The following is a 26071-nucleotide window of genomic DNA, read 5'->3' on the forward strand; positions in this document are numbered from 1 at the left end:
TCATTTCGTACGGAATTCTGTCGATATCGACTCCACCAGACGGCTCTCCACCGCTGTGCGCGCCTGGCGCACCGCATTCAGAACGGCCCTTGCATCGGACGAGCCATGCGCCTTCAGCACAAGCCCGTTTACTCCGAGCAGCGGCGCACCGCCGTGTTCTTTATAATCCAGTTTGTTTTTAAACGCCGACAATCCGGGCTTCAGCACTGCTGCTGCCAGCTTCGTTGTCAGCGACTTTGTAAATTCGGTTTTCAGCGCAGAGAAAATCGCTCCCGCTGCACCCTCCAGCGTCTTCAGCAAAATATTACCGACGAATCCGTCGCACACCAGGACATCGCAGCTGCCCTGCAGCACATCCCTTGCTTCGACGTTGCCGACAAAGTGGACAGGCGCTTCTTGCAATAAAGGATATGCCGCTTTCGTCAGTTCATTCCCTTTTCCTTCCTCAGTCCCAACATTCAACAGGCCGACACGAGGTTTGGCAATTCCATGCACCTTCGCGCGGTATAGGCTGCCCATAATGGCATACTGCCGCAGCTGCTCCGGCGTTGCATCCATATTCGCACCAAGATCCAGCGCCAGCACGCCGGTGCCGTCCATTGTCGGAATCATCGGGGCCAGACCAGGCCGGTCGATCCCTTCGATCCGGCCCACTACGAGGAGACCGGTCGTCATAAGCGCCCCGGTGTTACCGGCGGAAATCATGGCATCCGCTTCGCCCTCGCGGACAAGACGGCCGGCTACGACCATAGAAGAATCCTTCTTGCGGCGAACCGCGCGGACCGGCTCGTCCTCCGCTTCAATAACCTCTGAAGCGGCATGCACGATTACATTGGAAGGCAAGCTGCCACCCGCCGCTGTGCGAATGCGCTCTTCCAGGCCCACTAAGAGGAGCTGCGTATCCGGATAAGCCGCTGCCGCCTGCAAAACACCTTGGACGACCGCTTCCGGAGCGTGGTCGCCGCCCATGGCGTCGATTGCGATTTTCATGCTTCCTTCCCTCCGGTGCGAAATATCGTAAATTTCCCTTCAAAAACGAGCTCGTCGCCTACATACGTATGCACGTTGACGCGAACCATGCCCTTCTTGGCTGAGCTTTTATCCACATTTGCCTTGGCAATACATTTCTCATGAAGCCTTACCGGCCGCAAAAACCGGATTTCCGCCCCTGCGGTCAGCGCCATTTCTTCATTCATAACGGCAATAGCCAGCGAGTTCGCCTGTGAAAAAATATGATGCCCCCGCGCGATGCCATTCCTCGAAAACACATGCTCTTCCCTAATCTCAAACAGCGAAATGCCCGACTGGTCGAGCTGAAGATCGATCACCTCGCCGATTACCTCATCGATGGGAAGGGACCGGACTTGGTCATAAGACTGGGCAGCCATCGCCTTTAGTCTTTCCCTCAATTCGGGGATTCCAAGCTCAAGACGGTCCAGGCGGATCGTTTGAATGCTGACGTTGAAGTGACGGCAAAGCTCGTCATCCGTTACGAACGGATTGGTTTCTATAAGCCGGACCAGCTGGTCCTGGCGGTCTTTTTTCGGTAATCGTGCGATTGGGGCTTCCCCCTTTGGCTCCGAAGATATTTAGTCGTAACTTTTAGTACCTAGTAATAATAGTATATATGATAAATCTGTCCTCTGGCAAACACTTTCCTTGAATGTACGTCTGGCGCGTGTTATTTTATGACTAGGTACTAGCATTAGGTATTCACTAACTTCTAAAAATGGATGGTGCTTTAATTTATGTCAGTTGAAATTGTAGAATCCGTCATCAAAGGACGCCGGAGCGTTCGCCGCTTCACTCCGGAGGCCGTTTCCCGCAGCGAAATCGAAGCGCTGATCGAATGCGCGCGTTATGCGCCGAGCGATACAAATTCGCAAACCTGGGCGTTTACGGCCATATTGGACCGTGCGCTGATCCGCCGCATCGAGGAAATCACCTGGGAACAGCTGCACCGGCTCGGAGCGGAGGCAGAGACACGCGGCTTGTCTAAAGAGGGCCGTTTATTAGTGCGTTCCTTTGGTCCTTATGCAACGGCCTTTTCGGATGCTCCGGCGCTTCTAATCGTCAGCTCCACCCCATACGCCTCCAAATTCCGCGATAAAATATTCGACCCGATCGGCTTCGTCAGCGAGGAGATATGGAACGAGGAAGGTATGAAGAGCAGCTGTCTCGCTGCGCAAAATGTAATGCTGGCCGCTCACGCAAGAGGCCTCGCCAGCTGCCCGATGACCGGTCCTGTCCTGCTGGCCGGGGCACAGCTCAAAGAGCTGCTTGACATCCCCGAGGAGCAGCAGATCAATATGGTCATCGCCCTCGGCTATCCCGCGGAAATTCCTGCCGCACCGGCTCGAAAGCCAACTAGCGATATTTTGCGCATCATAGACTAACCCATCAGGGCTCCCGGCTGCAAGCGCTTCGGGGGCCCTTTACTCACTCCTCCGACCGACGCACCTTTTGAATAGCACAAAAAAAGGAACCGGACCTTACACGGAAATTTCCGTCTTAGGTACAGTTCCTCTTTTTCACGCCATGCCATTGCATTATTGCTTGATGATCTCTCTGCCTTTATAAGATCCGCAAACCTTGCATACACGGTGAGCAAGCTTCAATTCTCCGCACTGGTCACATTTAACCATGCCTGGGATTTCCAGTTTAAAGTGAGTACGACGCTTGTCGCGGCGAGATTTCGATGTCTTTCTAAACGGTACTGCCATGAGTCCCACCTCCTTCAACGAATTCAAACCCTTGCCAGACGCACATTACGTTTTGAAAAAATCTTTAAGCCCTTCCAATCGCGGATCAATCCGTTCCTCTTTGCATTCGCAAGGGTGATCGTTGCGGTTTTTGCCGCACATCGGGCAAATTCCTTGGCAATCGTCACCGCACAGCGATACAAGCGGCAGCTCCGTTTGGAGATATTCTAGCACATAGGGCTGTAGATCAATTTTGTCTCCCGATATCCGTTGAATATCGTCGTCTTCCTCTTGGGACTCCCCGTCGTCCTGTTGCTCCCCGCCGCCTGCTTCCACTTGAACGAACCGCTCCTCGAAAGGGATTTCGAGTTTAGTGGTTACCTGCGTTAAACACCGGGAACATGCTGTGACGATCGTCGTCTCCAACCGGCCCGACACGTCTATCGCGCCTGCCTTGTATGTAGCCGTCAAATCGACTTCCAGCGGTGCAACGGTTAACAAATCCTTGCGGCCGCGGGCCGCGTCAGTCACATCGAGCCGCTCGCGGATATGAACAGGCGCTAGTTTAGTCGCCATTTCCCGAAACTGGATCAACATTAGAATCACCTCAAACAGACGAAATCTATTATACCGAGTGGTCGTCTCGGTTGTCAACCATTTTCCCTTGAAAGCCTTTTGCCGAACCCGTATACTTAAGCCATGAAAACCGTCGGAATCATTGTAGAATACAATCCGTTGCACAACGGACACGTTTATCATTTCCAACAATCGAAAATGAACACGCAAGCGGACGCGGTAATCGCTGTTATGAGCGGGCACTTTTTACAGCGGGGCGAGCCGGCCCTCGCCTCCAAGTGGGCCCGCGCCGAAATGGCGCTTCGCATGGGCGCCGATCTCGTGCTCGAGCTGCCGGTCGCCTTCAGCGCCCAGCCGGCCGAGTGGTTCGCCTACGGCGCCGTGTCGGCGCTGGACGCTACCGGCGTCGTCGACGCGCTCTGCTTCGGCAGCGAGCACGGCGACCTCGCCGCGCTGCAGGCGCTGGCCCAGCAGCTTGCGCGCGAGCCGGACGAGCTGCGCGCCGAAGTCAAGGCGCGGCTCAAGGGCGGCGCCAGCTACCCGGCGGCGTACGCGGCCGCCGCGCTGGCGTCGGCGCGCTCCGGCGATGAGCCGCTGCCGGGCGCGGAAGCGGTGGCCCAGCCGAATAACATTCTCGGCCTGCATTACCTCATCGCGCTCGAGCGCCTGGGCAGCCCGATTACGCCAGCAACGATCGCCCGGACGAAAGCGGGCTATCATCAGGCCGACATTACGGACAGCCGCATTGCCAGCGCCACCGCAATCCGCAGGCTGCTGTTCGAAGAGTGCAGTCTGGACGGGCTCGCCCCCTTCGTTCCAGCCTATACCCTCGACATTCTGAAGCGCGAGGCTGCCGAAGGACGAGGTCCCATCCGCTGGGAGGCCTACGCCCGGCAGCTGCTGCACAGCATCGTCACGGCATCGCCGGAGCAGCTAAACAGCGTCGCCGAAATGACCGAAGGGCTGGAGCACCGGCTGAAGCGCGCCATTGCCAGCCTGTCTGCCAGCCCCTCGGAGGAGGCAATCGTCAGTCAGCTGTTAGCATCCCTCAAAACAAAGCGCTACACCCATGTAAAGCTGCAGCGGCTGCTCACGCGCGTGCTTCTATCGCACAGCAAAGCAGTGCTGTCCCGCGAAGTGCTGCAGGCGGGCTCCCCTTACCTGCGGGTGCTCGGCTTTACCGGTACCGGGCGCGAGCTGCTGCAGCGCATGAAGAAAACCGCCCGCGTCCCGGTCATTACCAAGGTGTCCCGCGGCCTGCATCCGTTTCTCGATCTCGACATCGACGCAACCGCAGTGTATGCCGCAGGCTTCCGGCAGCCCGATTCACGCCAGCTGCTGCGCGATTATTACCAGGCGCCGATCCGTGTATAACGTTGGCTACTTTCCGTCTGCCTTAGCCGGCTTGGCGGTGAGCTTAGCCAAGTGGGCCAGCGCATCGCCGATCGTTTCAACCTTCACAACCTCCATATCGGAGCCGATTTGCTCCGCCTTCCGGCGGGCTGTATCGTAATTTTTCGCCGGGGCAAAAAACACCTCGGCGCCCTTCCGGTCGGAAGCGACGACCTTGTACTGAATACCGCCGATTTCGCCCACCTTCCCGTCCGGCGTGATCGTCCCGGTTCCGGCAATGCGGTACCCTTTGGATAAGTCCCCCGGCGTCAGCTGATTGTAAATTTCGAGCGCAAACATCAGCCCGGCGGAAGGTCCGCCGATTTGTCCCGCTTCAATCCTTACCTGCTTCCCCGCATCCTCGGCTTGAACCGAAAGCAGCTCCGCCGTCGTAATACCGACGCCAACCCTTTCATTTTGCCCCGGCTGGGAAGTCGACATCGGCGAAACAAGCAGCGTAGCGGAAATCAATTCTTCTCCCCGCTTCACCTGCATCGCCACCTTATCGCCCGCCGCGCGGCCGCCAATTTCCCGCGTTAAATCGTCATAGGAAGCGATTGTAACGCCATTCACCTGCACGACCCGGTCTCCCGGCTTCAACACCCCGTCCGCAGGCATTCCGCTGATCGTCTGAAGAATAACTACCCCTTCATTCCGGATTTTGTACGGTACCGCCGCCTGCTTATATGCCGCTTCAATCGCATTGGCCTGCGAGGTCAGCATATACGCTTCTTGGCGCTCCGTATATTCCTCTTGCGTTTCGTTATCCCCAAACACTTCCTTTCGGGTAAACACATCGGCATGCCGGTCAAAGTACGAGCCGATATAGGATAACACATTGGAATACGTCATCCGGACCGTCGTCATCATGAAGACGCCCTTTTCCTCGGGATCACCCGCTTCGATTTGAACCATCGGCCGGGTCGCTTCCGCTGTGCCCGGTTCGAAAACGACATAAGGCGTCGGCATAAATATCAAAATGTACATGACCGCGGCCGTCGCTAAAATCATTCGAATCGGACCGCTTTTACGGTAACCTCTTCCCCCCGCCATGCTTTCCCCCCTACTGCAGCTTGGTCTAAAGCGATTCCGATGAGCGTACATATGTACTAGCTGTAACGCAGACGGCACACTGAAAGAAAACGAGGTGAACCCATGACATTGAACCGCACGACCTTTAATCGAATCGGCTCGCTCATGATGGGCACCGGCGCCCTCGTGCTGGTGCTCATGATCGTTTTGTACCCGGACCAAGCCTTTGATTCGTCGCTTAAAGGCCTTTCCATTTGGTGGAACGTCGTGTTCCCCGCTCTGCTTCCTTTTTTTATGCTGTCGGAATTTATGCGCGCCTATGGCCTGATGCAGGGACTCGGCGTCCTGCTGGAGCCGCTCATGCGCGTGCTGTTCCGCATCCCGGGCGTAGGCGGCTGGGCGCTGGCCCTTGGCATGACCGCCGGCTCTCCGGCAGGCGCAGAAGCGACGGCCGCACTGCGCCGGAACGGTCTCGTTTCCCGAGGCGAGGGCGAGCGGCTGCTTTCGCTGTCTCATATGAGCGGACCCGTGTTCATCGTTATTGTGGTCGGCACCGGCTTCCTTGGCCAGCCGAAGCTCGGCGTGATCCTGGCCGTGGTCCATCTCGTATCCGCGCTGGCGGCAGGTGCTCTGCTCGCTTTATTCAGCGGCAGGCCAGCCCCTACAGCCGGTCCTGCGGCCGGACCGCCGTATAGATCCGCCTCTTCGGGTATCCCTTTATTCCGTCGTGTTCTTCTGGCCGTTGAGGCCGCGCGCACGCAAGACGGCCGCGGCTTCGGCAAGGTGCTTGGCGATTCGGTCTATCAATCGGTACAAACCCTACTGGTGATCGGCGGTTACATCATTATGTTTTCTCTGTTTCTGAAGGTCGCGTTTCTCACGTATACCGCATTCATTGTACAAATGGCGTTTATCCATCTGCTTGAACCGTTCGGCATTACCCAGCAGGCGGCTCACCAGCTTATTTCCGCGCTGTTTGAAGTGCATTTGGGCGCCCACGCGCTCAGCCAGCCGTCCGGCGTCGGCCCCTTTGCAGTCACGCTCCTGATCGCCTGCGGACTGGCATGGAGCGGCTTATGCCTGCATGCCCAAGTTCGCAGCATCATTAAAGACACCGACCTAAGGTACGGCACCTTTCTGCTCGGCCGGCTGGTGCATATTGCCGTATCCCTTCCGGTCGCCATTGTGCTGTGGCAGCCGCTTCAGCGCCTCATCGGACCGAACGAGACAGCCGCGTTCATGCCGCTCGGGCCCCGCGTCCCAGCCGTCGATCCTGCCGGGCTTCCCATGGAAGGCTTTGCGCTTGCCGTTTCTACTGCGGCGCTGCTGGGCATCTGTATCGGCGGAATGCTCGCCGTTTCCCTTGCGGCTTCACTGCTCCGCCGGTTAGCCAAATTTGCCGCGTAGCGCCTCGGCCACCTCATCGGGGACAAAATCGCTGACGTCCCCGTGAAACTTAGCCAGCTCCTTCACAATGCTGGAGCTTAAATAGGAATACTTCGGATTCGTCATCATAAAAAAGGTTTCGACATCCGGGTTCAGCTTCTGATTCGCCGACGCCATTTGCAGCTCATATTCAAAATCCGATACCGCCCGCAAGCCGCGCACGATCACGTGCGCTTTTTTGTGCGTCATATAATTGACGAGCAGGTCACGGAAGCCGTCCACCTCGACGTTCGGCAAATGCCCCGTTACTTGGCGAAGCAGCTGCTGGCGCTCTTCCAGCGTAAACAGCGCATTTTTGGCTGTGTTGTTCAGCACCGCCACGATCAGCTTGTCGAACTGCTTCGCCGCGCGGTGAATGATGTCCAAGTGCCCGCACGTTACGGGATCAAAGCTACCCGGGTATACTGCGATTCTAAGGCTCATTGTGTTCGTTATCCCCTTCCGGTTCCTGTGCGTATTTATAAATGCGAATCGCAGTTTCGCCATACTCAGCCGTCCGAACGGCTTGGAACTGTCCGATTTGCTCCGGATAGGCGTGCCCTGCTTCGTATTCCACGACGATCGTCGATTGTTCGCCGATAATCCCCGCTTCCTCCATTTGAAGAATCAGCTCGTCGGCAATTTTAAGCCGATACGGCGGGTCCAGCATCACCAGCTCAAAACGAGCCTCCCGCTTGGCCAGCGCCTTAATCGCCCGATGCGCATCGTTGCGGTACACCTCAGCTTGTCCTTCAAGCCCTGCGGTCCGCAAATTCAGGTGGATCGTTTCAATTGCTTTCTTATCCATATCGATAAAAACAGCCCGATCCATCCCCCGGCTGAGCGCCTCGATGCCGATGCCGCCGCTGCCTCCAAATAGATCAAGCATTTGTCCTCCCGAAAAGTAAGGACCAATCATCGAAAAAAGCGCTTCCTTCACTTTGTCCGTCGTCGGCCGCGTGCCCATCCCCGGCACCGCCTTGAGCGGCCGGCCCCGGGCCGTTCCCGAGATTACCCTCATCCGCCTGTTAACCCCTTTTCCCAAGCTAAGCTGTATGTAACGTTATCGTACCACATCGGAGCCTGCGTGAAAAATTTTCCGCCCTCCGTGTATAAACATTCCGAAAACGGTAATCATGATAGTATCGACATCACGGATGTCGTAGACAACCGCGGAGAAGACTTACGTTTCCCCATAAGCTCTTCGTCCGGTTTCTCCTCTCCCATGAGGCATTCACGAAAGTGGGTGCCGAACCTTGATCCGCGTCGGCCTTGTGCCGCGCGGTTTTTTTTAGTTTATAGCCCTTCAACAAAAAAATAGTCAATGGGGGCATTTCTTTTTAATCGACTTCACCACCAACAATTCCCGCCCCTCCACCGTAAACCCATTTTCCACCGTCTCAGGCTTTTCCGATTTGAGTCCCAAAAAAATTCAGGGCATCTTCCCAACTTTGCCCAATATGATACTTAATTCTGTCCTTAAAATAAAACAACCCATCATGTTTAATGAGTTGTGAGCCTTGGGATGTATTCAATCAACAGAGGAGTATTAGCTGTGCATCATTTTGAAGTCCTCAAAATCTCGCCCTTAATCATGCAAATCTACAAATTGTAGGTTTTTACTATACAAAATAAACGTTCCGATTCCTAATATTCTCCTAATATTATATGATGTTGGTTAAAAATAGTCGGGAGGTCTTACCTTTGCAGAAATCATGGAAAATCGGCATTATCGGAGCTTTGCTTTTCACCATGGCCGCAGGTTCAGTCGGCGCGGATACGCGGAAGTTTGAAGCGGAACTAGCTCCGTTTCAAATATATTTCAATGGTAACCCCATTAATACCGGTACAGAACCTTATCCTCCGCTTATGTACAACGATATCATTTACATTCCGATGACCTATGAAAACAACAAAAAACTAGCTATCGAAGGTGTAATGTATGAGGACTATATTTCTGTTTTTAATTTCGGCATAGATGCAATTAAAGAATCGATAGAAGAGCTTGATAAAAAATTTGCATCAAAAAGGGGCGCTTCAAATATTCGAATGAGCATAGAGGAGTCTGGAAGCACTTTAATTATGCAACTAGATTCAATGGGAAATGAACATTCGGATATTCAAAACATTCAAGATTTCATTATTCACGGAATGAAAACACGAGCCGATTTCTACAAATTTGAGTTATTTCAAAATAAAGTACACGTTTCAGATATCATTGTTGATTCCGAAAAATTCAAGAGTTATCTTTCGGGAAAATCAAAGGATGAATATTACACAATCAATCCTGTTAACCTCTAGGGTATATCATCCACACCTTACTTAATTAAACCATCGCTCCCTAACCGGAGTGATTAGGATTGAGGCCACATGCTCGCTAAAAAGAAAAAGACATGAGACTCCGCGCCTCATGTCTTTTTTCTTACACTTTAAATTTCGATGCGGCCTGTGCCAGCTCCTTCGTAAGGGAACCGATCGTATCAACCATGCCCGCCAGCTGCTGCACCATTGCAGATTGCTCCTGCATCGTTGCGGTCACTTCCTCAACCGATGCCGAAACCTCCTCACCTGTTGCGGACAAGCTTTGCGCCGAGTCCATAACTGCCTCTTTTTCTTTCTCCATCTCAACCACTTTACGCGCCATATCCTGAATCTCCGCCGCGATATGGGAAACATTATTGAAAATCGATGCAAATGCTTCTTTTGTTGCTTCAACATATTGATCCTGGTCGACGGAAACTTGTTCAATTTCAGAAACGCTTGCTTTGTTTTCATCTACAAAAGCAAGGTTTTGCTCAATAATTCCATTGATTTCCTGAGACTGTTTGGTGCTCTGTTCAGCCAGCTTGCGAATTTCGGAAGCGACAACCGCAAAGCCCCGGCCATGCTCTCCTGCTCTTGCCGCTTCGATGGATGCGTTTAAGGCAAGCAGATTCGTTTGGTTAGCAATGTCCGTAATCGTACCGGTAATCTGGCTAATGTTGTTCGAGCTTTGCTGCAGCTTGCTTGTAATATCGGCAATCTTCTTCACCTCAAGCTCGTTGCGTTCCTTAACGCGAATAAGGTTCTCAATCACCGTTCGACTATTATGGAAAATCGTTATAATCTTGTCCGCTTCCTCTTTGATGAGGTTTGTTTTTCCCCTTAAAGATTCAAAACTCTCGCCAAAACTATGGAACTTATCGACAATTTGCTCGGTATCTCTGGACTGCGTCTCCATGGCTCTCGCAATCTCGCTGCTCGTTGTCGTCGTTTCCGCGACGGATACGGCCGTTTGCTTCGCGGAGTCATCCAGCTCATTCGTGCTGGTGTTCAAAACGCCAATCGATTCATTCATACTCGTGATGAGTTCTTTGTTGTTTTTAGCCATCACACTGAAGCTGTCCGCCAGCTGCTTAAATTCACTTTTATAGTTCCCAACCGCCGTAACGGTCAAATCCCCTTCGGCCATTTGCTTAAACAATTGGTTCAGTTTAAGGATCGGGCCCGTTATGGTTCTGGAAATCAAGATCCCCGCGGCAATGGCAAGGAGCATCGCAATCAGCGTAATCATAAGCAATTTATGGAGCATATCTTGAACCGGCTTATAAATGATTTCATACGATTCCGTTACACTTACGGTAATGTCCGCATCAGGGATTTTAGTAAAGCTAAGATAGCTGGTGCCAAGATCAACTTCGCCTTGAATTGGCTTGTCTTTCGCTCTTTCCTTAAGAAAAGCTTGAACACCCTCATCTGTCAGTGTCGTGCCTACACTTTCGGAATTCACGGAATTATAAATAATAACACCGGATCGGCTTAATATGGTAATGTCCCCTTCAATTTCGGTCCGTTCCAGCTGATGAACGAAAAAGGAAGCATCTACTGTTGCAATAAATACACCAATAGTTTTACCGTCAAGATCAACGATAGGCTGAGTAAAAGGCATAACCAGCTTTCCTGTGCTTTTTGAAACGATAGCGTCACTTATAAAAGGCTGTCCTTTTATCGTTTCCTTAAAATATTCCCGGTCACTTCGATTCCCTTTGAGATCAGCTACGGAAGAGGATGCAATGATCGTTCCTTGCGGATCGATAACCTGAAATGCTGTAATGCCTCGGGTCATTTCCACACTGGATGTTAAAATCCGATTCGATTTTTGCAGCAACGCGTTTTTATCTGAAAAAAACTCGTCGTCCGTCATTTCATTCGAATTTCGAAGGGCAAGCAGCGATTTAAACGTATCATGATTGGAAGCCTGAGCTACGATCTGTTTCTCCGTCAATATCGAAGTAAATAAACTTTCGCCAATCAAATTGCTGTTGGAAATCATAATTTCCTTGCTTTCTTTTAACAATAAATCTGAGTTCGTCTGATACAAAAAAACACCGGATCCTGTGAACATGATTGCTACCAACAAGGAAATGTAAAGCGGTAACTTCAACCTCAGCGACATTGTCCGTCCAAAAAAATTCCATTTCGGCTTGTTCATACTGTGAACTCCTATCCGCAGATGAATTGTAGTAAGTCAATGCACCATTTATGTATTTATCTAATGGAGACATCTACTTGATCACTCCTTTGAGTTTACCTTCCTGCATAGCATATCGACCATTTAAATATGTTGAAATCTGACAAAATATGTCGAAAAACCGGATGTAAATAAAGGAAAAAGAGCATAGTTTGTACACTACGCCCTTTTCAACCTTGTTCTGTATACATTTTTGCAATTCACTTTTGATCAACGTATCCGCCGATCGCCCGAACCCGAGTCCCATATAGAGAAGGCAAAAAACCTTACTTCACCAGCGGCTCAATGCAGGCCGGCTCGTCATTTTTCACGCTGCCGACCATCGGAGATACCGCATAAGCGGTCATTTCCTCCGCCGGGTACGGCCGCAGCAGCTCCAGCAGCGCCCGTGTGTCCCGATTGCCGCGGTCCAGCCAGCGGGCTTCCGCCTCACGCGGAAGAATGACCGGCATCCGGTCGTGAATATTCGCCACCAGCTCGTTCGGCGCCGTCGTTATGACGGCGCAGGTGCTTACCCTGCGCCCATCCGGCGACATCCACGTGTCGTACAAGCCCGCCATCGCAAACACCTCGCGGCTTTTCAGAGTGATGCGCAGCGGCTGCTTGCTCCCCCCGTCCTTCTTCCACTCGTAAAATCCGTCCGCAGGAATGAGGCAGCGCTTGCGGGTCAGCAGCGTCCGAAACGCCGGCTTTTCCGTAATCGTTTCCGCCCTCGCGTTAAGCATTTTGGCTCCGATTTTTTCTTCCTTCGCCCACTCCGGAACGAGCCCCCATTTCAATTCACCGATCCGGTTCCGCTCCCCGTCATGGATGACTGCCAGCACCATTTGACCCGGGGCGACATTGTATTTCGGACCGTGGAACAGCAGCTGCGGGCCCTCAATGAGAAACCGCAGCATCAGCTCCTCCATTGTCACGGTAATCGTATATCTTCCGCACATCGCTGCATCCCCCTCTTGAAAACAGAACATTTGTTCGCTACTCTATATATACTATAAGGAACATGCGTTCCCTTGTTTTGAGTTACACCTTCTATACCATTAAACCGCTGCGCAGCCTCCAACACAAGTGCCGATCAATACACCGCGTTCTCCACCGCGCTGGTCGCGGGAAACCTTCAACTGCATATACACAAGAAAATTTTACTAACAACTTTTATCACATAAAACCAAATGTTTCATTGCATCACGAACGTACATTCGGTATATAATAGGAATATATGTTCGCATAATTTGGAGCTGATCATAATGAACAACGATAGGGCACCTGCCGTCCAAGGCAGTGTCTTCACGACCTTCAACAAATACTGCCGCGGCCTCCAAGCCCTAAGGAGCAGCCGACGTCCGGGCCGTGAGCAGCAATGACGGAACGAACCATTTTCTTAATCGATGGTCAATCTTTCTACGCCTCCATTGAAAAAGCGGCCCGGCCGGAGCTGTCAAAGAAGCCGGTCGCCGTCGGGGATCCTTCGCGAAAGTCCGGCATCCTTCTGGCGGCTTGCCCGGAAGCCAAGGCACGCGGGGTGAACACAGGCTTGCGGGTAGGCGAAGCCCTCGCCCAATGCCCTGATTTGGTTGTCGTCCGCCCCCGGATGCAGACGTACATCTCCATCTCTTTGTTTATTACAGAAATTTTTGAATCGTTCACAGACCTTGTCGAGCCTTATTCCATCGATGAGCAGTTTCTGGATGTAACCGGATCGGTATCCTATTTCGGATCCCCGGAAGAAATTGCCCGCCAAATTCAAACCCGCGTGCTCCTGTCTACAGGGGTACGGATCCGCGTTGGAATCGGTCCTACCAAAATATTGGCCAAGATGGCCACGGACAACTTCGCGAAAAAAAGACCAGACGGAATTTTCAGGCTTGACTCCTCCAATATAGAGTCCGAGCTATGGCCGCTGTCCGTGAATCAAATGTTTATGGTCGCTTCCCGGATGACGAAGCATTTTGTCCGAATGGGACTCTTTACGATCGGAGATATCGCGCGCCTGGAACTAGCCGAATTCAAACGGCGCATGCGCCGGGAAATGGGAAAGCAAAGCGATATTCAAGCGGAGTATTATTGGCAGACCGCCCGCGGAATCGATCCCAGCCCAGTGGTGCCAAGCATCCGCAACAAATTGAAATCGGTCAGCCATGGCAAAACGCTCCGCAGCAGCCTGTATACGAAGCTGGAGGACATTGAGGTGGTGCTTTTGGAGCTTGTGCTGGAGGTGTGCCGCCGCAGCAGAAAGCATGGATATTCGGGAAGAGTCGTGACCGTCGGCGCTCAGGAAACCGACGGGACGCGGGGCACGTGGTTTCATCGGCAGGTCACTCTTCCCCACGCCACATCGCTGTCCCATGAAGTGGCCGCAGCCGCCATCGGCTTATTTAGAACCTATTGGAGCGGTCTGCCCGTAAGTCACCTTCACGTAACTCTTACTCAATTAACTGACGATGCAGTCCAACAGCTTACCTTGTTTGAAGACCGTGTAAAGGCGTACAACTTAGAAAGAACGACGGATCACATTATCGACCGGTTTGGCAGCGCCGCGATCATGCGGGCTTCCTCATTATTAAAGTCCGGGGTGGCGCTAGAACGGGCGGAACAGATTGGAGGCCATTACAGGTGAGTAAACTAGACGGCAACGAACGCTGGAAATCCAAGATGCTGCTCACGGAGCATCAAGAACAATACGAAAACCGAAACGACACGTCAAAATCGAGCAAACGCCCTTCCGAGGATGAGCTTAAAATGATTCGCGATTCGATCCTGCTTCCCCATATGGTCACGATGGTGCAGAAGAGCCTAACGGACATCGAGAACAGCTCCAACCTGTTAAAAAAGCTGTATTTAGCCGTTGGCCAAGAGGTGCTCGATGCGATGAGCAAGGACTTGTATAACCTGCGTCGGGAGCTGGCGAAACGCAGCATCAAAGTCATCAATGATGAACAAATTGATCTTGTCATCTACCATCGCTTTGTATGCAGAGGTTATGAGGAACGGTTCGGCATGGTTCGCGAGGTGATGCGTTCGGAAATCAGCCTTCAGCTGGCCAAGTATGTAAAAGAGATCGTTGGGCGCCTCGCTTGAAGCCATTCTCGGGTCACCCCCGAAGCAGCGGGAAATCGGGCGGCCGCTTCCCTTAGGGAAACGCCCATCAAGGCCACCCAGCAAAAAAAGCTGTCCATGAGCCGGAACAGCCCCTGAACAGCTTTTTCAAGACATTCTATACCTTTTACTTGGAATCAAATGCGTTGCGCAGCCCGTCTCCCAAGAAATTGAAGCACATAATGGTGATGAAAATCATCATCCCCGGGAAAACAGGATACCACGGAGCCTCCACCATGATCTTCATGCTTTGGGCGGATTGCAGCAGGTTGCCCCAGCTGGCCGTCGGCGGTTGAATTCCGAGGCCTAGGAAGGATAGGCCCGATTCCGTGAGGATCATCGTGCCCATGTTCATCGCCGCCGCAACAATAACGGGGGCCATGGCGTTGGGAAGAACGTGAAAGAAGATGATGCGCCGATCCGACAGTCCCATGGAACGCGCGGCATCGATGTACTCCCGATTTTTCACCGACAAAATCTCCCCCCGCAAAAGGCGGGCTTTCCCCATCCAGCCGAAGGCCGTTAAGACGATAATGATGTTCAACAAACTGGGCTTCAGCAGGGTTACCACCGTAATCAGCAGAAAAAATTGCGGAAACGCCAGCATCACGTCGACAAAACGCATCAGGATGCTGTCTACCCGGCCGCCGTAATATCCGGCGACAGCCCCCACGGCAATACCGATAACGACATTGAAGAGAACCGAGAAAATCCCGACCGACAGCGATACCCGCGCTCCGTAAAGCACTCGCGTGAACAAGTCCCGACCCAAATCGTCCGTGCCGAACCAATGCTCCGCACTTGGCGGCTTTAACCGGTTCAGCAAATCCTGCTCACTGGGATCGTAAGGGGCGATGAAAGGGGCGAGCAGAGCCAAAATAATGATCCCCAGCAGGATGATCATGCTGATTACAGCCATCCTGTTTTTCTTAAAACGCCCCCAAGCCCGGTTGCCATGCTGCGGATGCGGAAGAGACACGGCCGGCAGCGGATTAGTTACAGCAGTATTCATGTCTTATCCCCTCGCTTCCTGCGGCCGGCTTAAATTGATTCGCGGGTCAAGCAGCGCGATCAGCAGGTCGGCAACGATGCTTCCCGCAACAGTAAGGATGGACGCCATCGTCGTGATCGCAAATAATACGGGATAATCGCGCTGAAAGGCCGATTCGATAAACAGCCGCCCCATGCCGGGAATGCTAAAAATATTTTCCAAAATCAATGACCCTGTGAAAAACCCGGCCAGTGTAAGTCCAAACAGGGTGGTGACCGGAATGAGGGCGTTACGGAGTCCGTGCCGGAAAAGCACAAGAAGGTACGGAAGCCCCTTGGCATGAGCGGTCCGGATGTAATCCTGATGAATTACCTCCAGCATGCTGGACCGAATATGCCTGATCCACAGCGCCACCTCCCCCATGGTCATCGCGGCCACGGGCAGGATCAGATGGCGAATCCGATCCATAAGGCTGAAATCGGCGTTAATGGTTTTCAGACCTCCCGAGGGCAGCCAGCCCATTTTTACCGAGAAGAACATCATGAGAAGCAAAGCCAGCCAGAAGCCCGGTACGGCAATGCCTGCAAACGTGAAGCCGGAAATGATCTGGTCAAGCCTGGAATTGGCCCGAATGGCACAAAGAATACCCAAAGGCACGGCGATTAGAATCGACAGCACGAAGCTGCTGACCGTAAGCAGCAGGGTGGTCGGAATGCGCTCCAGCACCAGCTTGGATACGGGCTCCGATTTCAAGAAGGAAGTCCCGAAATCTCCACGCAGCATTCCGCCGCCCCAGTCCAAGTACTGACGATACAACGGTTTATCCAAGCCGTACGCCTTCGTCATATTCTCGATATCAACCGCTTTTATCGTCGGATCCTCCGTAAATTGGGACAACGGCCCTCCCGGCGCCAGATGGATGATCGCAAACGAAATGATCGTTATGCCGATCAAAATCGGGATGGCGTTAAGCACCCGCTTCACAAGATAAAGAGCCATGGCACGTCACTTCTTTCCCTTATTTCGTAAAGTACCACTTCTCCACTTCCTTTAGGCTGTCTCGAAGCGGGTTGAAGCCTTCCAGATTGCTCGGATACGCCATCACAGTGGTCGGGGTGTACAGGAAGGTGTACGGCTGGTCCTCAGCAATCTGTGCGTCCACCTTGGCGAGCAGCTCTTTCCGCTTGCTTTTGTCAAAGCTTTGCAAATCTTCTTCAATCAGCTGATCCACTTGCGGATTGCTGTACGAGACCGTATTGAGGCCATGTTCAATTTCCGCGGAATGCCAAATTCCTTTTGGATTCGGATCACCGGTAATGTTCCACGCATAGTAAATGGACTCAAATTTTTTCTCCTGAAAATTTTTCGTAAAGGCTGAGCCTTCCACCACGCGAATATTTATGTTAATGCCAACCTTCTTCAGCTGCTGCTGAATGACAGTAACAGCCTTTTCGCGAATTTTGTTACCCTGGTTCACCTGCATCTCGAATTCGAATGTTTTGCCGTCCTTATCCAGAAGGCCATCGCCATTCGTATCCTTCCACCCGGCCTCTTCAAACGATTTCTTCGCCTTCTCCACATCGTACGGGAATTTCGGCACATTATCGCTGTAAGTCCAATAAGACGGGACAGTCTGGCCGTGCATAATCTTCCCTTGACCTTCCGCAACGCCGTCAATAATACCCTGTCTGTCGATCGACATAGTCAGGGCCTGACGGATCTTTTTATCTGCAAACAACGGATTCGTCAAATTCCAGCCGATAAAGGAATAGCTTGTCGTAACAATTCCTTTCTGCAGCTTAATTTTGCCGCTGGTTTTGGCCGCTTGCTCGATGACGGACAGCTGGTCCGCCGGTACGCCGATCACATTAATTTCGCCGGTTTGCAGCTGCGCCATCATTGAATTGGCATCCGGTATAATTTTGGCGGTAATTTTCTCAATCGCAGGCTTTCCTCTGTAATAGTCCTCATTGCGTGTAAAGGCCAAATACTGACCCGTCTTCCACTCCACCAGCTTATACGGACCGGAGCCTATAGGCTTTTTGTAAAATTCCGATTGATTCAGTTCCTTGATCGGCACATCCTTCAAAAGATGCTCCGGCAAAATGTTATAGGGGAACAAGTCGATATATCCGGCAAAAGGTGTTTTGAACGTGAATTTAATCGTTTCCTCGTCGACCTTTTCCACCTTGCTGAGCTCGGAAAAGGTGCCTTTTCGCGGACCGGTATAATCGGGGCTAAGGGCCACATTGTATGTAAACACCACATCGTCGGCCGTCAAAGGCTCTCCGTCGGTAAATTTGGCGTCCTTGCGGATTTTTATCGTCATCGTCATTTTGTCATCCGAAAAGACAGGCATGCCTGTTGCCAAATCCGGCACGATTTCTTGATTCTCATTGAGTTTATATAAGTAACTGAATACGAGTTCCGTTACTTCGCTGGACGTAGTTGTCGTCGCCCATAACCGAATAAAGCCTTGCGGTTCGGACAAATACGCCGTTATAATCTCTCCTCCGTCTACCTTCGTTTTGGCGGTTTCCGTGGTTGTGGACGTGGAAGCAGGCCCAGACGTTTCTCCGGCGGCATCGGGCTTGCTCCCCGTGTCGGAAGAACAAGCCGATAATACCGTCATTCCCAGCAGCAGTGCGGACAGGACAAGCTTGGAATTTCTTTTTCGAAGTGTAGATGACATGTGTTTACCCCTCTCAATTGGTGTACTGAGCTTCTTCTATGAAATGGCAGGAGGCATAATGTCTCGCGCCGACTTCACGCAGCCTTGGTTCTTCTGCCCGGCATTTGTCCCGAACAAAGGGACAACGCGGGTGAAACGCACAACCCGATGGAGGCCGGGCTGCATTAGGCACTTCACCCTGCAGAATAATCCGTTCCCGTGAATGCTCTGCATCCGGCTCGGGAACAGAGGATAAGAGAGCCTGGGTATAAGGATGTCGCGGGGAATCATACAGTGGGTTCTTGTCCGCCAGCTCCACAATTTTTCCTAAGTACATGACAGCTACCCGGTCGGAGATATGCCGCACAATGCTCAGGTTATGAGATATGAACAAATAGGAAACATTCGTCTTGGCTTGAAGCTCGGTAAGCAAATTTACGATCTGGGCCTGAATCGATACATCCAAAGCGGAAACGGCCTCATCCGCGACAATCAGCTTCGGCTTGAGGGCTAACGCTCTTGCAATAGCAATCCGCTGCCGCTGTCCGCCGGAAAATTCGTGCGGATATAAGGCTGCCGACTCCCTGCTCAGCCCGACGGTGACCAGCAATTCACCCGCACGTTCCAGCGCTTCTTTCCATCTGATCTTGTCGTGAACAACCATAGGCTCGGCGATCGCCCGGCCTACCGGCATCCGCGGGTTAAGTGAGGCATACGGATCCTGAAACACACATTGGAGATGCCTCCGAAACGAATTGAGCTCACGGGACTTCATGCCGCTTAAGGAACGGCCGTCGAAGTATATTTCACCTTCGGTCAATTCCATCAATCGTAAAATCAACCTGCCTACTGTCGACTTGCCGCAGCCGGACTCTCCAACGATGCCCAGGGTTTCTCCCGGAGCAACCGTGAAACTAATTCCGTTGACGGCATGAATGAGCGTTTTATGTAAACTGCCCCCAACAGAAAAAACCTTCTTGATCCCTTCCACTTGAAGAAGCGGAGCACTCATTCTTCATTCCCCCTACGCCTGTAGTTTAGAGCAGCGAACCAGATGCCCTTTGGCTATCTCGCGGAGCTCCGGCACAGCGGCACTGCATTCTTGAGAAGCCAGCCGGCATCGGTCAGCGAATCGGCAGCCTTTGCCAAACCGCCCCGCAGGCGGCACGGTACCGGGGATCGGCACAAGCGGACCGGACGATCCCTTCAGCTTCGGCGTGGAGTGAAGCAATCCGATCGTATACGGATGAAGCGGAGCTTGAAAAAGCGTCCGTACGTCACATTGCTCGACAATCTGCCCCGCATACATCACGATGACCCGGTTGGCCATCTCGGCGACTACACCGAGGTCATGCGTAATGAACAAGATCGACATATCATTATCGCTTTGAAGACCGCGCATCAGATCAAGCACCTGCGCTTGAATCGTGACATCAAGAGCGGTGGTCGGCTCATCCGCAATAAGCAAATCAGGTCTGCACGCCATCGCCATGGCGAGCATCACCCTTTGCCGCATGCCTCCGGACAGGCGGTGGGCATATTCCTTGCGGATCCGTGTCGGCTCGGGAAAACCAACTTTTTTTAACCATAGATCCGCCACTTCATCGGCTTCCTTTTGACCTGCCCGAAGATGTCTTCGAATCCCCTCCGTAAGCTGTTTACCGATAGTAAGAACCGGATTCAGAGATGTCATCGGCTCTTGAAAAATCATGGACAAGCGATTTCCTCGAACCTTTGCCATGTCCCTGCGGTTCAGTTCCAGCAAATTTTCTCCTTGGAAGCGAATCTCCCCATGATCCACTGTGCCGATCCGCGGAAGAAGCCCCATAATCGAGAGAGACGTCATGCTCTTCCCGCATCCTGATTCCCCAACAAGCGCAACGATTTCTTTCTTGCCAATACGAAAATCCACTCCGTCCACGACGGCCAACTCTCGTTTCTTGTCCTTCAGCACCGTTCTTAAGCCCTTAACCTCCAAAACCGCATCGGACATCAAGATCACCTTCGCTTTATGTATCAACATATAAAAACCAAAACCGCAAACCTTATGTTAGATATATTAACACAAAGCACGAGTCAGTCAATTACTTTTTTGATAAATTTAGGTTATAATATATGTTAAGCCCTGAAATGTAAGGAATATATCCGTATAACCCAGTTTAATCATTCAAAAAATGTAATATTTAGTTACATAAAAAATGTTTTTGCAACTTATCCGCCAAGGAGGAATTCTAAATTTTTCGGCTCTTATTACTTGTCCATCCATACTCATTGTGGATAACATATTGGCCACAAAAAAATTCCGGATCGTGCAAGGCAGAACGCTCTGCCCGACATGATCCGGAATTTTTATGTTTATACCTACAATCCTCAGCCAGCTAGATCTAGCGAAACATTCCCCAAAGCTTGATAAGATGAAACGTGTTGTTCGGATCAATCTTCTGCGCTACAACGAACCGGATAATAGCCTCCATTTGCGACTCGCCTAGCTTCTCACCTAAAATTTTCGAAACCCGACCGGCCAGCTTTTTTACCTTTGCCCGGTCTTGGAGATCCGATTTCGAAAGGTTAAGTAGTACGTCCTTCACCTGCTGGCTCGCCGCAGGGTCCTTCATTTTTTTCTTAATCCGTTCGACCAATTCCGGGCTGATTCCGTACTTTTCATAAGGTTTCACCGGGGCACCTCCTGCAAAAAGAAAGTCATTCCCCATTGTATGCAGGCGCACGCCCTGAAGTGCTTGGCCTCGTCGAAAGCCCGCGCAGTAATCTCGATACGGAATCCAAGGGACGAAGAATACAAGTGCTTCCACGGAAACGTAAACGTACCAATGCCCATCAAAAAAGGAATGCCGCTCCGATCCGGCCAAACTGCGACCATCACGCTGCGACATCCCCCTAAAAAGAAATACGATAGCCCTATCCAAAAATCAAATTAATCCAAAATACCTGTCCCTAAAATTCCTTCCTGCTTCAAATACCGCACCAAGGCGGCATATTCCGGCCGCACCCAGAAGTCGTCCTGCGCCAGCAGCTGCGCCGCATCGTCGCGCGCCTGCTCCAGCGTCTCAAAGTCGGCGACCATATCCGCCAAGCGAAATTCCGGGAGCCCGCTCTGCTTCGTCCCGAAAAAATCACCGGGGCCGCGCAGCTCAAGGTCGCGGCGCGAAATTTCAAAGCCGTCGTTCGTCTCCGTCATCGCCTTCATCCGCTCGCGCCCCGTTTCAGACTTCGGGTCGGCGATCAGAATGCAGTACGATTGATGGGAGCCGCGCCCAACTCGCCCGCGCAGCTGATGCAGCTGCGACAAGCCGAAGCGGTCGGCGTCGTAGATAATCATCAGCGTAGCATTCGGAACATCGACCCCGACCTCGATAACGGTCGTCGATACGAGCAGGCCAAGCTCTCCCGCCGCGTAGCGGCGCATCACATCATCCTTCTCGGCAGCAGGCATTCTGCCGTGCAGCAGGCCCACCTTCTCCGGCGGCAGCACCGCGCACAGCTGCTGATGAACATCGATTGCGTTCTGCACATCGAGCTTCTCCGATTCCTCGATCAGCGGACAAATGACATAAGCTTGACGGCCTTCGCCGAGTTCCCGCTGAATAAAGCCGATCACACGCTCCATCTTGTCATGCTTGACCCAATACGTCTCAATCGGCTTACGGCCGCCGGGCAGCTCCCTCAGCGTCGAGACGTCCATATCGCCAAAGGCGGTAATAGCGAGGGTGCGCGGAATCGGCGTCGCCGTCATCGTCAGCACATCGGGATTAAACCCTTTGTGCCGCAGCACACTGCGCTGCTGTACACCAAAGCGGTGCTGCTCGTCCGTCACGACCAAACCGAGCGAGCGGTACTCCACATCCTCTTGAATGAGAGCATGTGTCCCGACAACAACGTCGATCAAGCCCATTCGCATCGAAGCAATCATGTCCCTCCGCCGCTTGTCCGTCAAGCTTCCGGTAAGCAGCCCTACCGTGATGCCGTAGGGCTCAAACATCCGCGTTAACGAACGCGCATGCTGCTCGGCCAAAATCTCCGTCGGCACCATAAGCGCCCCTTGATGGCCGGCACGGACCGCCGCATACAAAGAGACGGCGGCAACGACCGTTTTGCCGGAGCCGACATCGCCCTGCAGCAGCCGGTTCATGCTGGACGGAGCCTGCAGATCACGGAGAATCTCCGCAATCACCTGCTTTTGCGAGGCAGTCAGCGTAAAAGGCAGCTCCCTCACAAATCGCCTGACCTCTTCCATGTCAAATTTCATCGCCACTCCGTCCTTGCGGTTGCGCGAAACCGCCCGGTACGCCTGCAGCTTCAACTGGAACATAAACAGCTCCTCATAAACGAGGCACTCTCTCGCCAGCGCTCCCTGCTTCGTCCCCGATGGCTGATGAATTTCAATGACAGCTTCCCTGCGGGGGATCATCCCGCGCTGCGCGGCAATTTCCGCAGGCACCATTTCCGGGATGGCCGGAGCATACTGCGTCAAGGCTTGTCCGATCACCTTGCGAATCCATTTCTGCGTGATCGGCCCGCCGACGGAGTACACCGGCTGCACCGTACCGCCCTGCGCTTTACGTGAACCCGGGAATTCAGTTTCCGAGACGGTCATTTGCCTTCTTCGCGCGTCCCATTTGCCCGTAATCGTCAGCTCCAGCCCCGGAACAAGCCGCTCGCGAAGAAACGGCTGGTTAAACCATGCTGCGGTAATCATTAACGAATCCGCAGTCATTTTGCACGTTATTCTAGACTTCCTCCTGCCAAAATGCTGCAGCACCGGCATGCCGACAACCTTGGCCAGCAGTGTTACTTTTTCTCCATCGGCCGTCTCGGCCAAATCGCGAATGCGGTAATCCTCGTATCGAAAAGGGAAATAAAAAAGCAAATCAGCCACGCTCGTAATTCCGAGCGCGGCTAATTCTTTCGCTTTTTGCGGGCCGACCCCGGTCACCGAGGTCAGCGGCAATGTATGCAGATCGAGCATATTAATCAGCCTGCTTGGCAAACACCGCTACCGTCCCCGGCCCGACATGGGTGCCGATTACAGGACCCAGCGAAGTGTACTGCACTTTTTTCACATCAAAATGATTACTGATCATTGCGCCAAACTCCTCAGCCGTTCCCTGCGACTGCGAATGAGCGATCGTCATATCGATCGACTTTCCGGCGAAATGCTGGTCCAAAAGCTCGATGATTCGCACCATCGCTTTCTTTTGGCCGCGAATTTTGTCCACCGCCGAAATTTCCCCTTCGTTATCCACCGTGAGAATCGGCTTAATGTTCAACAAAGAACCGAACAGCGCCGCCGCTTTACCGATCCGACCGCCTTTTTGCAAATATTCCAGCGTATCCACCAGGAAGTATAATCCCGTCGCATTGCGAAGCTCTTCCACGCGATTTACGATTTCGTCTACGCTCTTCCCCGCATCCGCCCATTCGGCCGCTTCTACAACGAGCATTCCGCAGCCGTACGAGGCAGAACGAGAATCGATAATCGTAATATTTGCGTTGTCATCGAGAAGCGACTTGGCCAATACCGCAGATTGATACGTTCCGCTGAGCGCCGAGGACAAATGGATCGAAATGACATGAACCTCGGGATCGGCCGTCAACGACTTGAATACTTCTAAGAAATCAACCGGCGATGGCTGCGAGGTCGTCGGCAGCTGCTGGCTTTGGCCCAGCTTTTCGTAAAACTGTTCGGCTTGAATCGTTACCGAGTCAAGAAATGTATCTTTCCCGAAGTGAACCTTCAACGGAACCATTTCGATTTGCAGCCGGCTGCGCATCTCTGCCGGGATGTCCGCCGTGCTGTCCGTTACGATACGGATTTTAGTTGTCATTAGCTATCCCACCTCCGGGAACGGTTTTACTCCACGGAAAAAATATAATAATAAATTGGCTGTCCGCCGCGATGAATTTCGATTTCCGCATTCGGATACGTTGTGCTCACATGCTCCGCAATCCGCGCGGTCATCTCCTGTTCAGCATCCTCGCCCGTCAGCACGGTAACGATCTCATCCCCGTTCTCGATCATTGAATCGAGAACGCTAATGCACACGCTGTATAAATCCGGATCAGAGGAGACAATTTTGCTTTCGCTGATGCCAAGGAAATCGCCGGCTTTAATCTCCATCCCGTCCATGCTGCTATCACGCACCGCATGTGTAACCTGCCCAGAACGGATCGCGGCTGCCGCTTCCTTCATCGTTTCTGCATTTTGCTCGGCTGGAGCAGAGTCTTGGAATGCCAAGATCGCCGCCATACCCTGAGGAACGGTCTTCGTCGGAATGACCTCAACGCCCTTTTCCACGATATCCTTCGCCTGCTGAGCAGCCAGCACAATGTTCGAGTTGTTCGGCATGACAAACACCGTTTCCGCGTCCACCTGCTCGATCGCCTTTACGATATCTTCCGTGCTCGGATTCATCGTTTGTCCGCCGGAAATAACTACGTCAACGCCAAGGCTCGTAAAGATTTCGGCAATGCCGTCACCCGGAGCCACCGCAACCATACCGAAAGGCTTCAAATAAGCCGGCTCCTCTTGCTCCGGTTCATCTGCAACTGTTCCAGAATAAGCCGCATCGGAATGATCAATTTCAAGAATATGCGTATGCTGCTCACGCATATTTTCAATTTTTATCTTCGTTAGATCACCGAATTGCATGGCAAGGTTCATCACCTGTCCAGGATATTCGGCATGAATATGTACTTTGACCAGCTCATCATCAGACACGACCAGCAGCGAATCCCCGTGCTCTTCAAGCGTATCGCGGAACTTGCGCTCATCGAAAGTAAGCCCTGGAGTTTTGTCCGGGTTCAGCTTAATCATAAATTCGGTACAGTAACCAAATTCGATATCTTCCGTTGCGAGCATCGCCTGCGCGCGCTTCGGCTCCTGCATCCGGTGAGCTTCTTCAGCAAGCGGGGCTGTCCCCGCCTGAGCGCCCGGCACCTTCTGGTCATACGCTTCCTTCATAAGCGGAGTTGGCGTATGATCGATCAAGCCACCCTTTGGCTGCTGCGCCGTCTGACCCGTCAAATCAGGGGCCGCCCCGCCACGCAGCACCGCGGCAAAGCCCTCATAAATATAAACGAGGCCTTGTCCGCCGGAGTCCACAACACCGACCTGCTTAAGCACCGGCAGCTGCTCCGGCGTGCGCGCCAGCGCATGACGCGCCGCCTTCAGCACCTCGTCCATGAGCTCGGGAAGATCCGTAATCCGGCGGGCAACCGTAACCGCGTGCTTCGCTGCTTCCTTGGCCACGGTTAAAATCGTGCCTTCCACCGGACGTACAACGGCCGCATAAGCCGTTTCAACGCCCTGCTGAAGTCCCGCCGCAAATTGTACGCTGTCGATTTCCTTCTGGCCGGCTACGCCTTTGGCAAAGCCCCGGAACAACTGGGACAAAATGACACCCGAATTCCCCCGGGCTCCCATCAACAAGCCTTTGGCTAAAATTTCAGTCGCTTTACCGATCTCCCCTCCGGCTGCCTTACTGCGAAGAGCCTCGACCCCGGAAGTTAAAGTTAAATTCATGTTGGTGCCGGTATCCCCGTCCGGAACGGGAAATACATTGAGCGCGTTCACGTTGTCCACGTTCCGATGCAGCAAATCCGCACCGGAGAACACCATGCTCATGAAGTCGTTACCGTTTATTAAGCGCTTACTCAAC

25 protein-coding genes are annotated in these 26071 nt (G+C 52.7%); 6 read left to right on the forward strand and 19 right to left on the reverse strand.

Annotation, left to right across the window (positions count from 1 at the left end; genetic code table 11):
* Positions 1-990, reverse strand: a complete 990-nt coding sequence (plsX, locus tag GQS10_RS00905; RefSeq protein ID WP_166238054.1) for a phosphate acyltransferase PlsX — start codon at positions 988-990, stop codon at positions 1-3.
* Positions 987-1559 carry a transcription factor FapR gene (gene fapR / locus GQS10_RS00910; protein WP_166238339.1) on the reverse strand — a complete coding sequence of 191 codons (573 nt, stop codon included), beginning with the start codon at positions 1557-1559 and terminating at the stop codon, positions 987-989. The genes plsX and fapR overlap by 4 nt, the downstream gene beginning before the upstream one ends.
* A gap of 189 nt (positions 1560-1748) precedes the next feature.
* On the opposite strand from fapR, the gene GQS10_RS00915 reads away from it, so the two are divergent.
* Positions 1749-2396 carry a nitroreductase family protein gene (locus tag GQS10_RS00915; protein WP_166238056.1) on the forward strand — a complete coding sequence of 216 codons (648 nt, stop codon included), beginning with the start codon at positions 1749-1751 and terminating at the stop codon, positions 2394-2396.
* Between the two features lie 153 nt (positions 2397-2549).
* Here GQS10_RS00915 and rpmF read toward each other — a convergent pair whose 3' ends face one another.
* Complete coding sequence (gene rpmF / locus GQS10_RS00920; RefSeq protein ID WP_166238058.1) at positions 2550-2723, reverse strand: 50S ribosomal protein L32; 174 nt, start codon at positions 2721-2723, stop codon at positions 2550-2552.
* A 45-nt stretch (positions 2724-2768) separates the two neighbouring features.
* A complete protein-coding gene (locus tag GQS10_RS00925; RefSeq protein ID WP_166238060.1) occupies positions 2769-3299 on the reverse strand; it encodes a YceD family protein in 531 nt (176 codons plus the stop codon).
* A 102-nt stretch (positions 3300-3401) separates the two neighbouring features.
* On the opposite strand from GQS10_RS00925, the gene GQS10_RS00930 reads away from it, so the two are divergent.
* On the forward strand, positions 3402-4652 hold the full coding sequence (locus tag GQS10_RS00930) for a nucleotidyltransferase (protein ID WP_166238061.1): 1251 nt from the start codon (positions 3402-3404) through the stop codon (positions 4650-4652).
* Positions 4653-4658: 6 nt separating this feature from the next.
* Here the strand turns inward: GQS10_RS00930 and GQS10_RS00935 are convergent, their stop codons facing one another.
* Positions 4659-5723 (reverse strand): YlbL family protein, encoded by a 1065-nt coding sequence (locus tag GQS10_RS00935; RefSeq protein ID WP_166238063.1) that lies wholly within the window; start codon positions 5721-5723, stop codon positions 4659-4661.
* A gap of 102 nt (positions 5724-5825) precedes the next feature.
* Here GQS10_RS00935 and GQS10_RS00940 point away from each other — a divergent pair, with 102 nt between their 5' ends.
* Positions 5826-7109 carry a nucleoside recognition domain-containing protein gene (locus GQS10_RS00940; protein ID WP_166238065.1) on the forward strand — a complete coding sequence of 428 codons (1284 nt, stop codon included), beginning with the start codon at positions 5826-5828 and terminating at the stop codon, positions 7107-7109.
* Here the strand turns inward: GQS10_RS00940 and coaD are convergent.
* Positions 7089-7571: a pantetheine-phosphate adenylyltransferase gene (gene coaD, locus GQS10_RS00945; protein ID WP_166238067.1), complete on the reverse strand. Its 483-nt coding sequence runs from the start codon at positions 7569-7571 to the stop codon at positions 7089-7091. The two genes, GQS10_RS00940 and coaD, sit on opposite strands and share 21 nt — an antisense overlap.
* Entirely contained in the window at positions 7561-8148 is a 588-nt protein-coding gene (gene rsmD, locus GQS10_RS00950; protein ID WP_166238069.1) for a 16S rRNA (guanine(966)-N(2))-methyltransferase RsmD, read from the reverse strand. Before rsmD ends, coaD begins: the two co-directional genes overlap by 11 nt.
* A gap of 683 nt (positions 8149-8831) precedes the next feature.
* On the opposite strand from rsmD, the gene GQS10_RS00955 reads away from it, so the two are divergent.
* Positions 8832-9428, forward strand: coding sequence for a hypothetical protein (locus GQS10_RS00955; protein ID WP_166238071.1), 597 nt, complete (start codon positions 8832-8834; stop codon positions 9426-9428).
* 121 nt (positions 9429-9549) lie between these two features.
* On the opposite strand, the gene GQS10_RS00960 is transcribed toward GQS10_RS00955, so the two are convergent.
* The 3 genes from GQS10_RS00960 to GQS10_RS00965 all read right to left on the reverse strand — a co-directional run bounded on the left by GQS10_RS00960 (position 9550) and on the right by GQS10_RS00965 (position 12578).
* Positions 9550-11391 (reverse strand): methyl-accepting chemotaxis protein, encoded by a 1842-nt coding sequence (locus GQS10_RS00960; protein WP_243734858.1) that lies wholly within the window; start codon positions 11389-11391, stop codon positions 9550-9552.
* The gene (locus GQS10_RS22995) at positions 11351-11671 is read right to left on the reverse strand and encodes a hypothetical protein (RefSeq protein WP_243734860.1); all 321 of its coding nucleotides are present in this window, start codon (positions 11669-11671) and stop codon (positions 11351-11353) included. The genes GQS10_RS00960 and GQS10_RS22995 overlap by 41 nt, the downstream gene beginning before the upstream one ends.
* A gap of 232 nt (positions 11672-11903) precedes the next feature.
* Positions 11904-12578, reverse strand: coding sequence for an SOS response-associated peptidase (locus GQS10_RS00965; RefSeq protein ID WP_166238075.1), 675 nt, complete (start codon positions 12576-12578; stop codon positions 11904-11906).
* Between the two features lie 419 nt (positions 12579-12997).
* Here GQS10_RS00965 and GQS10_RS00970 point away from each other — a divergent pair, with 419 nt between their 5' ends.
* Both GQS10_RS00970 and GQS10_RS00975 read left to right on the forward strand, forming a co-directional pair.
* Positions 12998-14254 (forward strand): DNA polymerase IV, encoded by a 1257-nt coding sequence (locus tag GQS10_RS00970; RefSeq protein WP_166238077.1) that lies wholly within the window; start codon positions 12998-13000, stop codon positions 14252-14254.
* A complete protein-coding gene (locus GQS10_RS00975) occupies positions 14251-14715 on the forward strand; it encodes a YhjD family protein (protein WP_166238079.1) in 465 nt (154 codons plus the stop codon). Before GQS10_RS00970 ends, GQS10_RS00975 begins: the two co-directional genes overlap by 4 nt.
* Positions 14716-14860: 145 nt before the next feature.
* Here the strand turns inward: GQS10_RS00975 and opp4C are convergent, their stop codons facing one another.
* The 9 genes from opp4C to GQS10_RS01020 all read right to left on the reverse strand — a co-directional run bounded on the left by opp4C (position 14861) and on the right by GQS10_RS01020 (position 26070).
* A complete protein-coding gene (gene opp4C / locus GQS10_RS00980; RefSeq protein ID WP_166238081.1) occupies positions 14861-15745 on the reverse strand; it encodes an oligopeptide ABC transporter permease in 885 nt (294 codons plus the stop codon).
* 3 nt (positions 15746-15748) lie between these two features.
* Positions 15749-16723 (reverse strand): ABC transporter permease, encoded by a 975-nt coding sequence (locus GQS10_RS00985; protein WP_166238083.1) that lies wholly within the window; start codon positions 16721-16723, stop codon positions 15749-15751.
* A 19-nt stretch (positions 16724-16742) separates the two neighbouring features.
* Positions 16743-18416, reverse strand: coding sequence for a peptide-binding protein (locus tag GQS10_RS00990; protein WP_166238085.1), 1674 nt, complete (start codon positions 18414-18416; stop codon positions 16743-16745).
* 13 nt (positions 18417-18429) lie between these two features.
* Positions 18430-19407: an ABC transporter ATP-binding protein gene (locus tag GQS10_RS00995; protein WP_166238087.1), complete on the reverse strand. Its 978-nt coding sequence runs from the start codon at positions 19405-19407 to the stop codon at positions 18430-18432.
* A gap of 12 nt (positions 19408-19419) precedes the next feature.
* Positions 19420-20418 carry an ABC transporter ATP-binding protein gene (locus tag GQS10_RS01000; protein WP_243734861.1) on the reverse strand — a complete coding sequence of 333 codons (999 nt, stop codon included), beginning with the start codon at positions 20416-20418 and terminating at the stop codon, positions 19420-19422.
* 361 nt (positions 20419-20779) lie between these two features.
* The gene (locus tag GQS10_RS23595) at positions 20780-21286 is read right to left on the reverse strand and encodes a stage VI sporulation protein F (RefSeq protein WP_341804981.1); all 507 of its coding nucleotides are present in this window, start codon (positions 21284-21286) and stop codon (positions 20780-20782) included.
* A 41-nt stretch (positions 21287-21327) separates the two neighbouring features.
* Positions 21328-23379, reverse strand: a complete 2052-nt coding sequence (gene recG / locus GQS10_RS01010; RefSeq protein WP_166238089.1) for an ATP-dependent DNA helicase RecG — start codon at positions 23377-23379, stop codon at positions 21328-21330.
* A 1-nt stretch (position 23380) separates the two neighbouring features.
* Entirely contained in the window at positions 23381-24238 is an 858-nt protein-coding gene (locus tag GQS10_RS01015) for a DegV family protein (RefSeq protein WP_166238091.1), read from the reverse strand.
* A gap of 26 nt (positions 24239-24264) precedes the next feature.
* Positions 24265-26070 carry a DAK2 domain-containing protein gene (locus GQS10_RS01020; RefSeq protein ID WP_166238093.1) on the reverse strand — a complete coding sequence of 602 codons (1806 nt, stop codon included), beginning with the start codon at positions 26068-26070 and terminating at the stop codon, positions 24265-24267.
* Between the last annotated feature and the right edge of the window lies 1 nt (position 26071).

The sequence above is a fragment of the Paenibacillus turpanensis genome (assembly GCF_011421635.1).
GTDB lineage: Bacteria > Bacillota > Bacilli > Paenibacillales > YIM-B00363 > Paenibacillus_AK > Paenibacillus_AK turpanensis.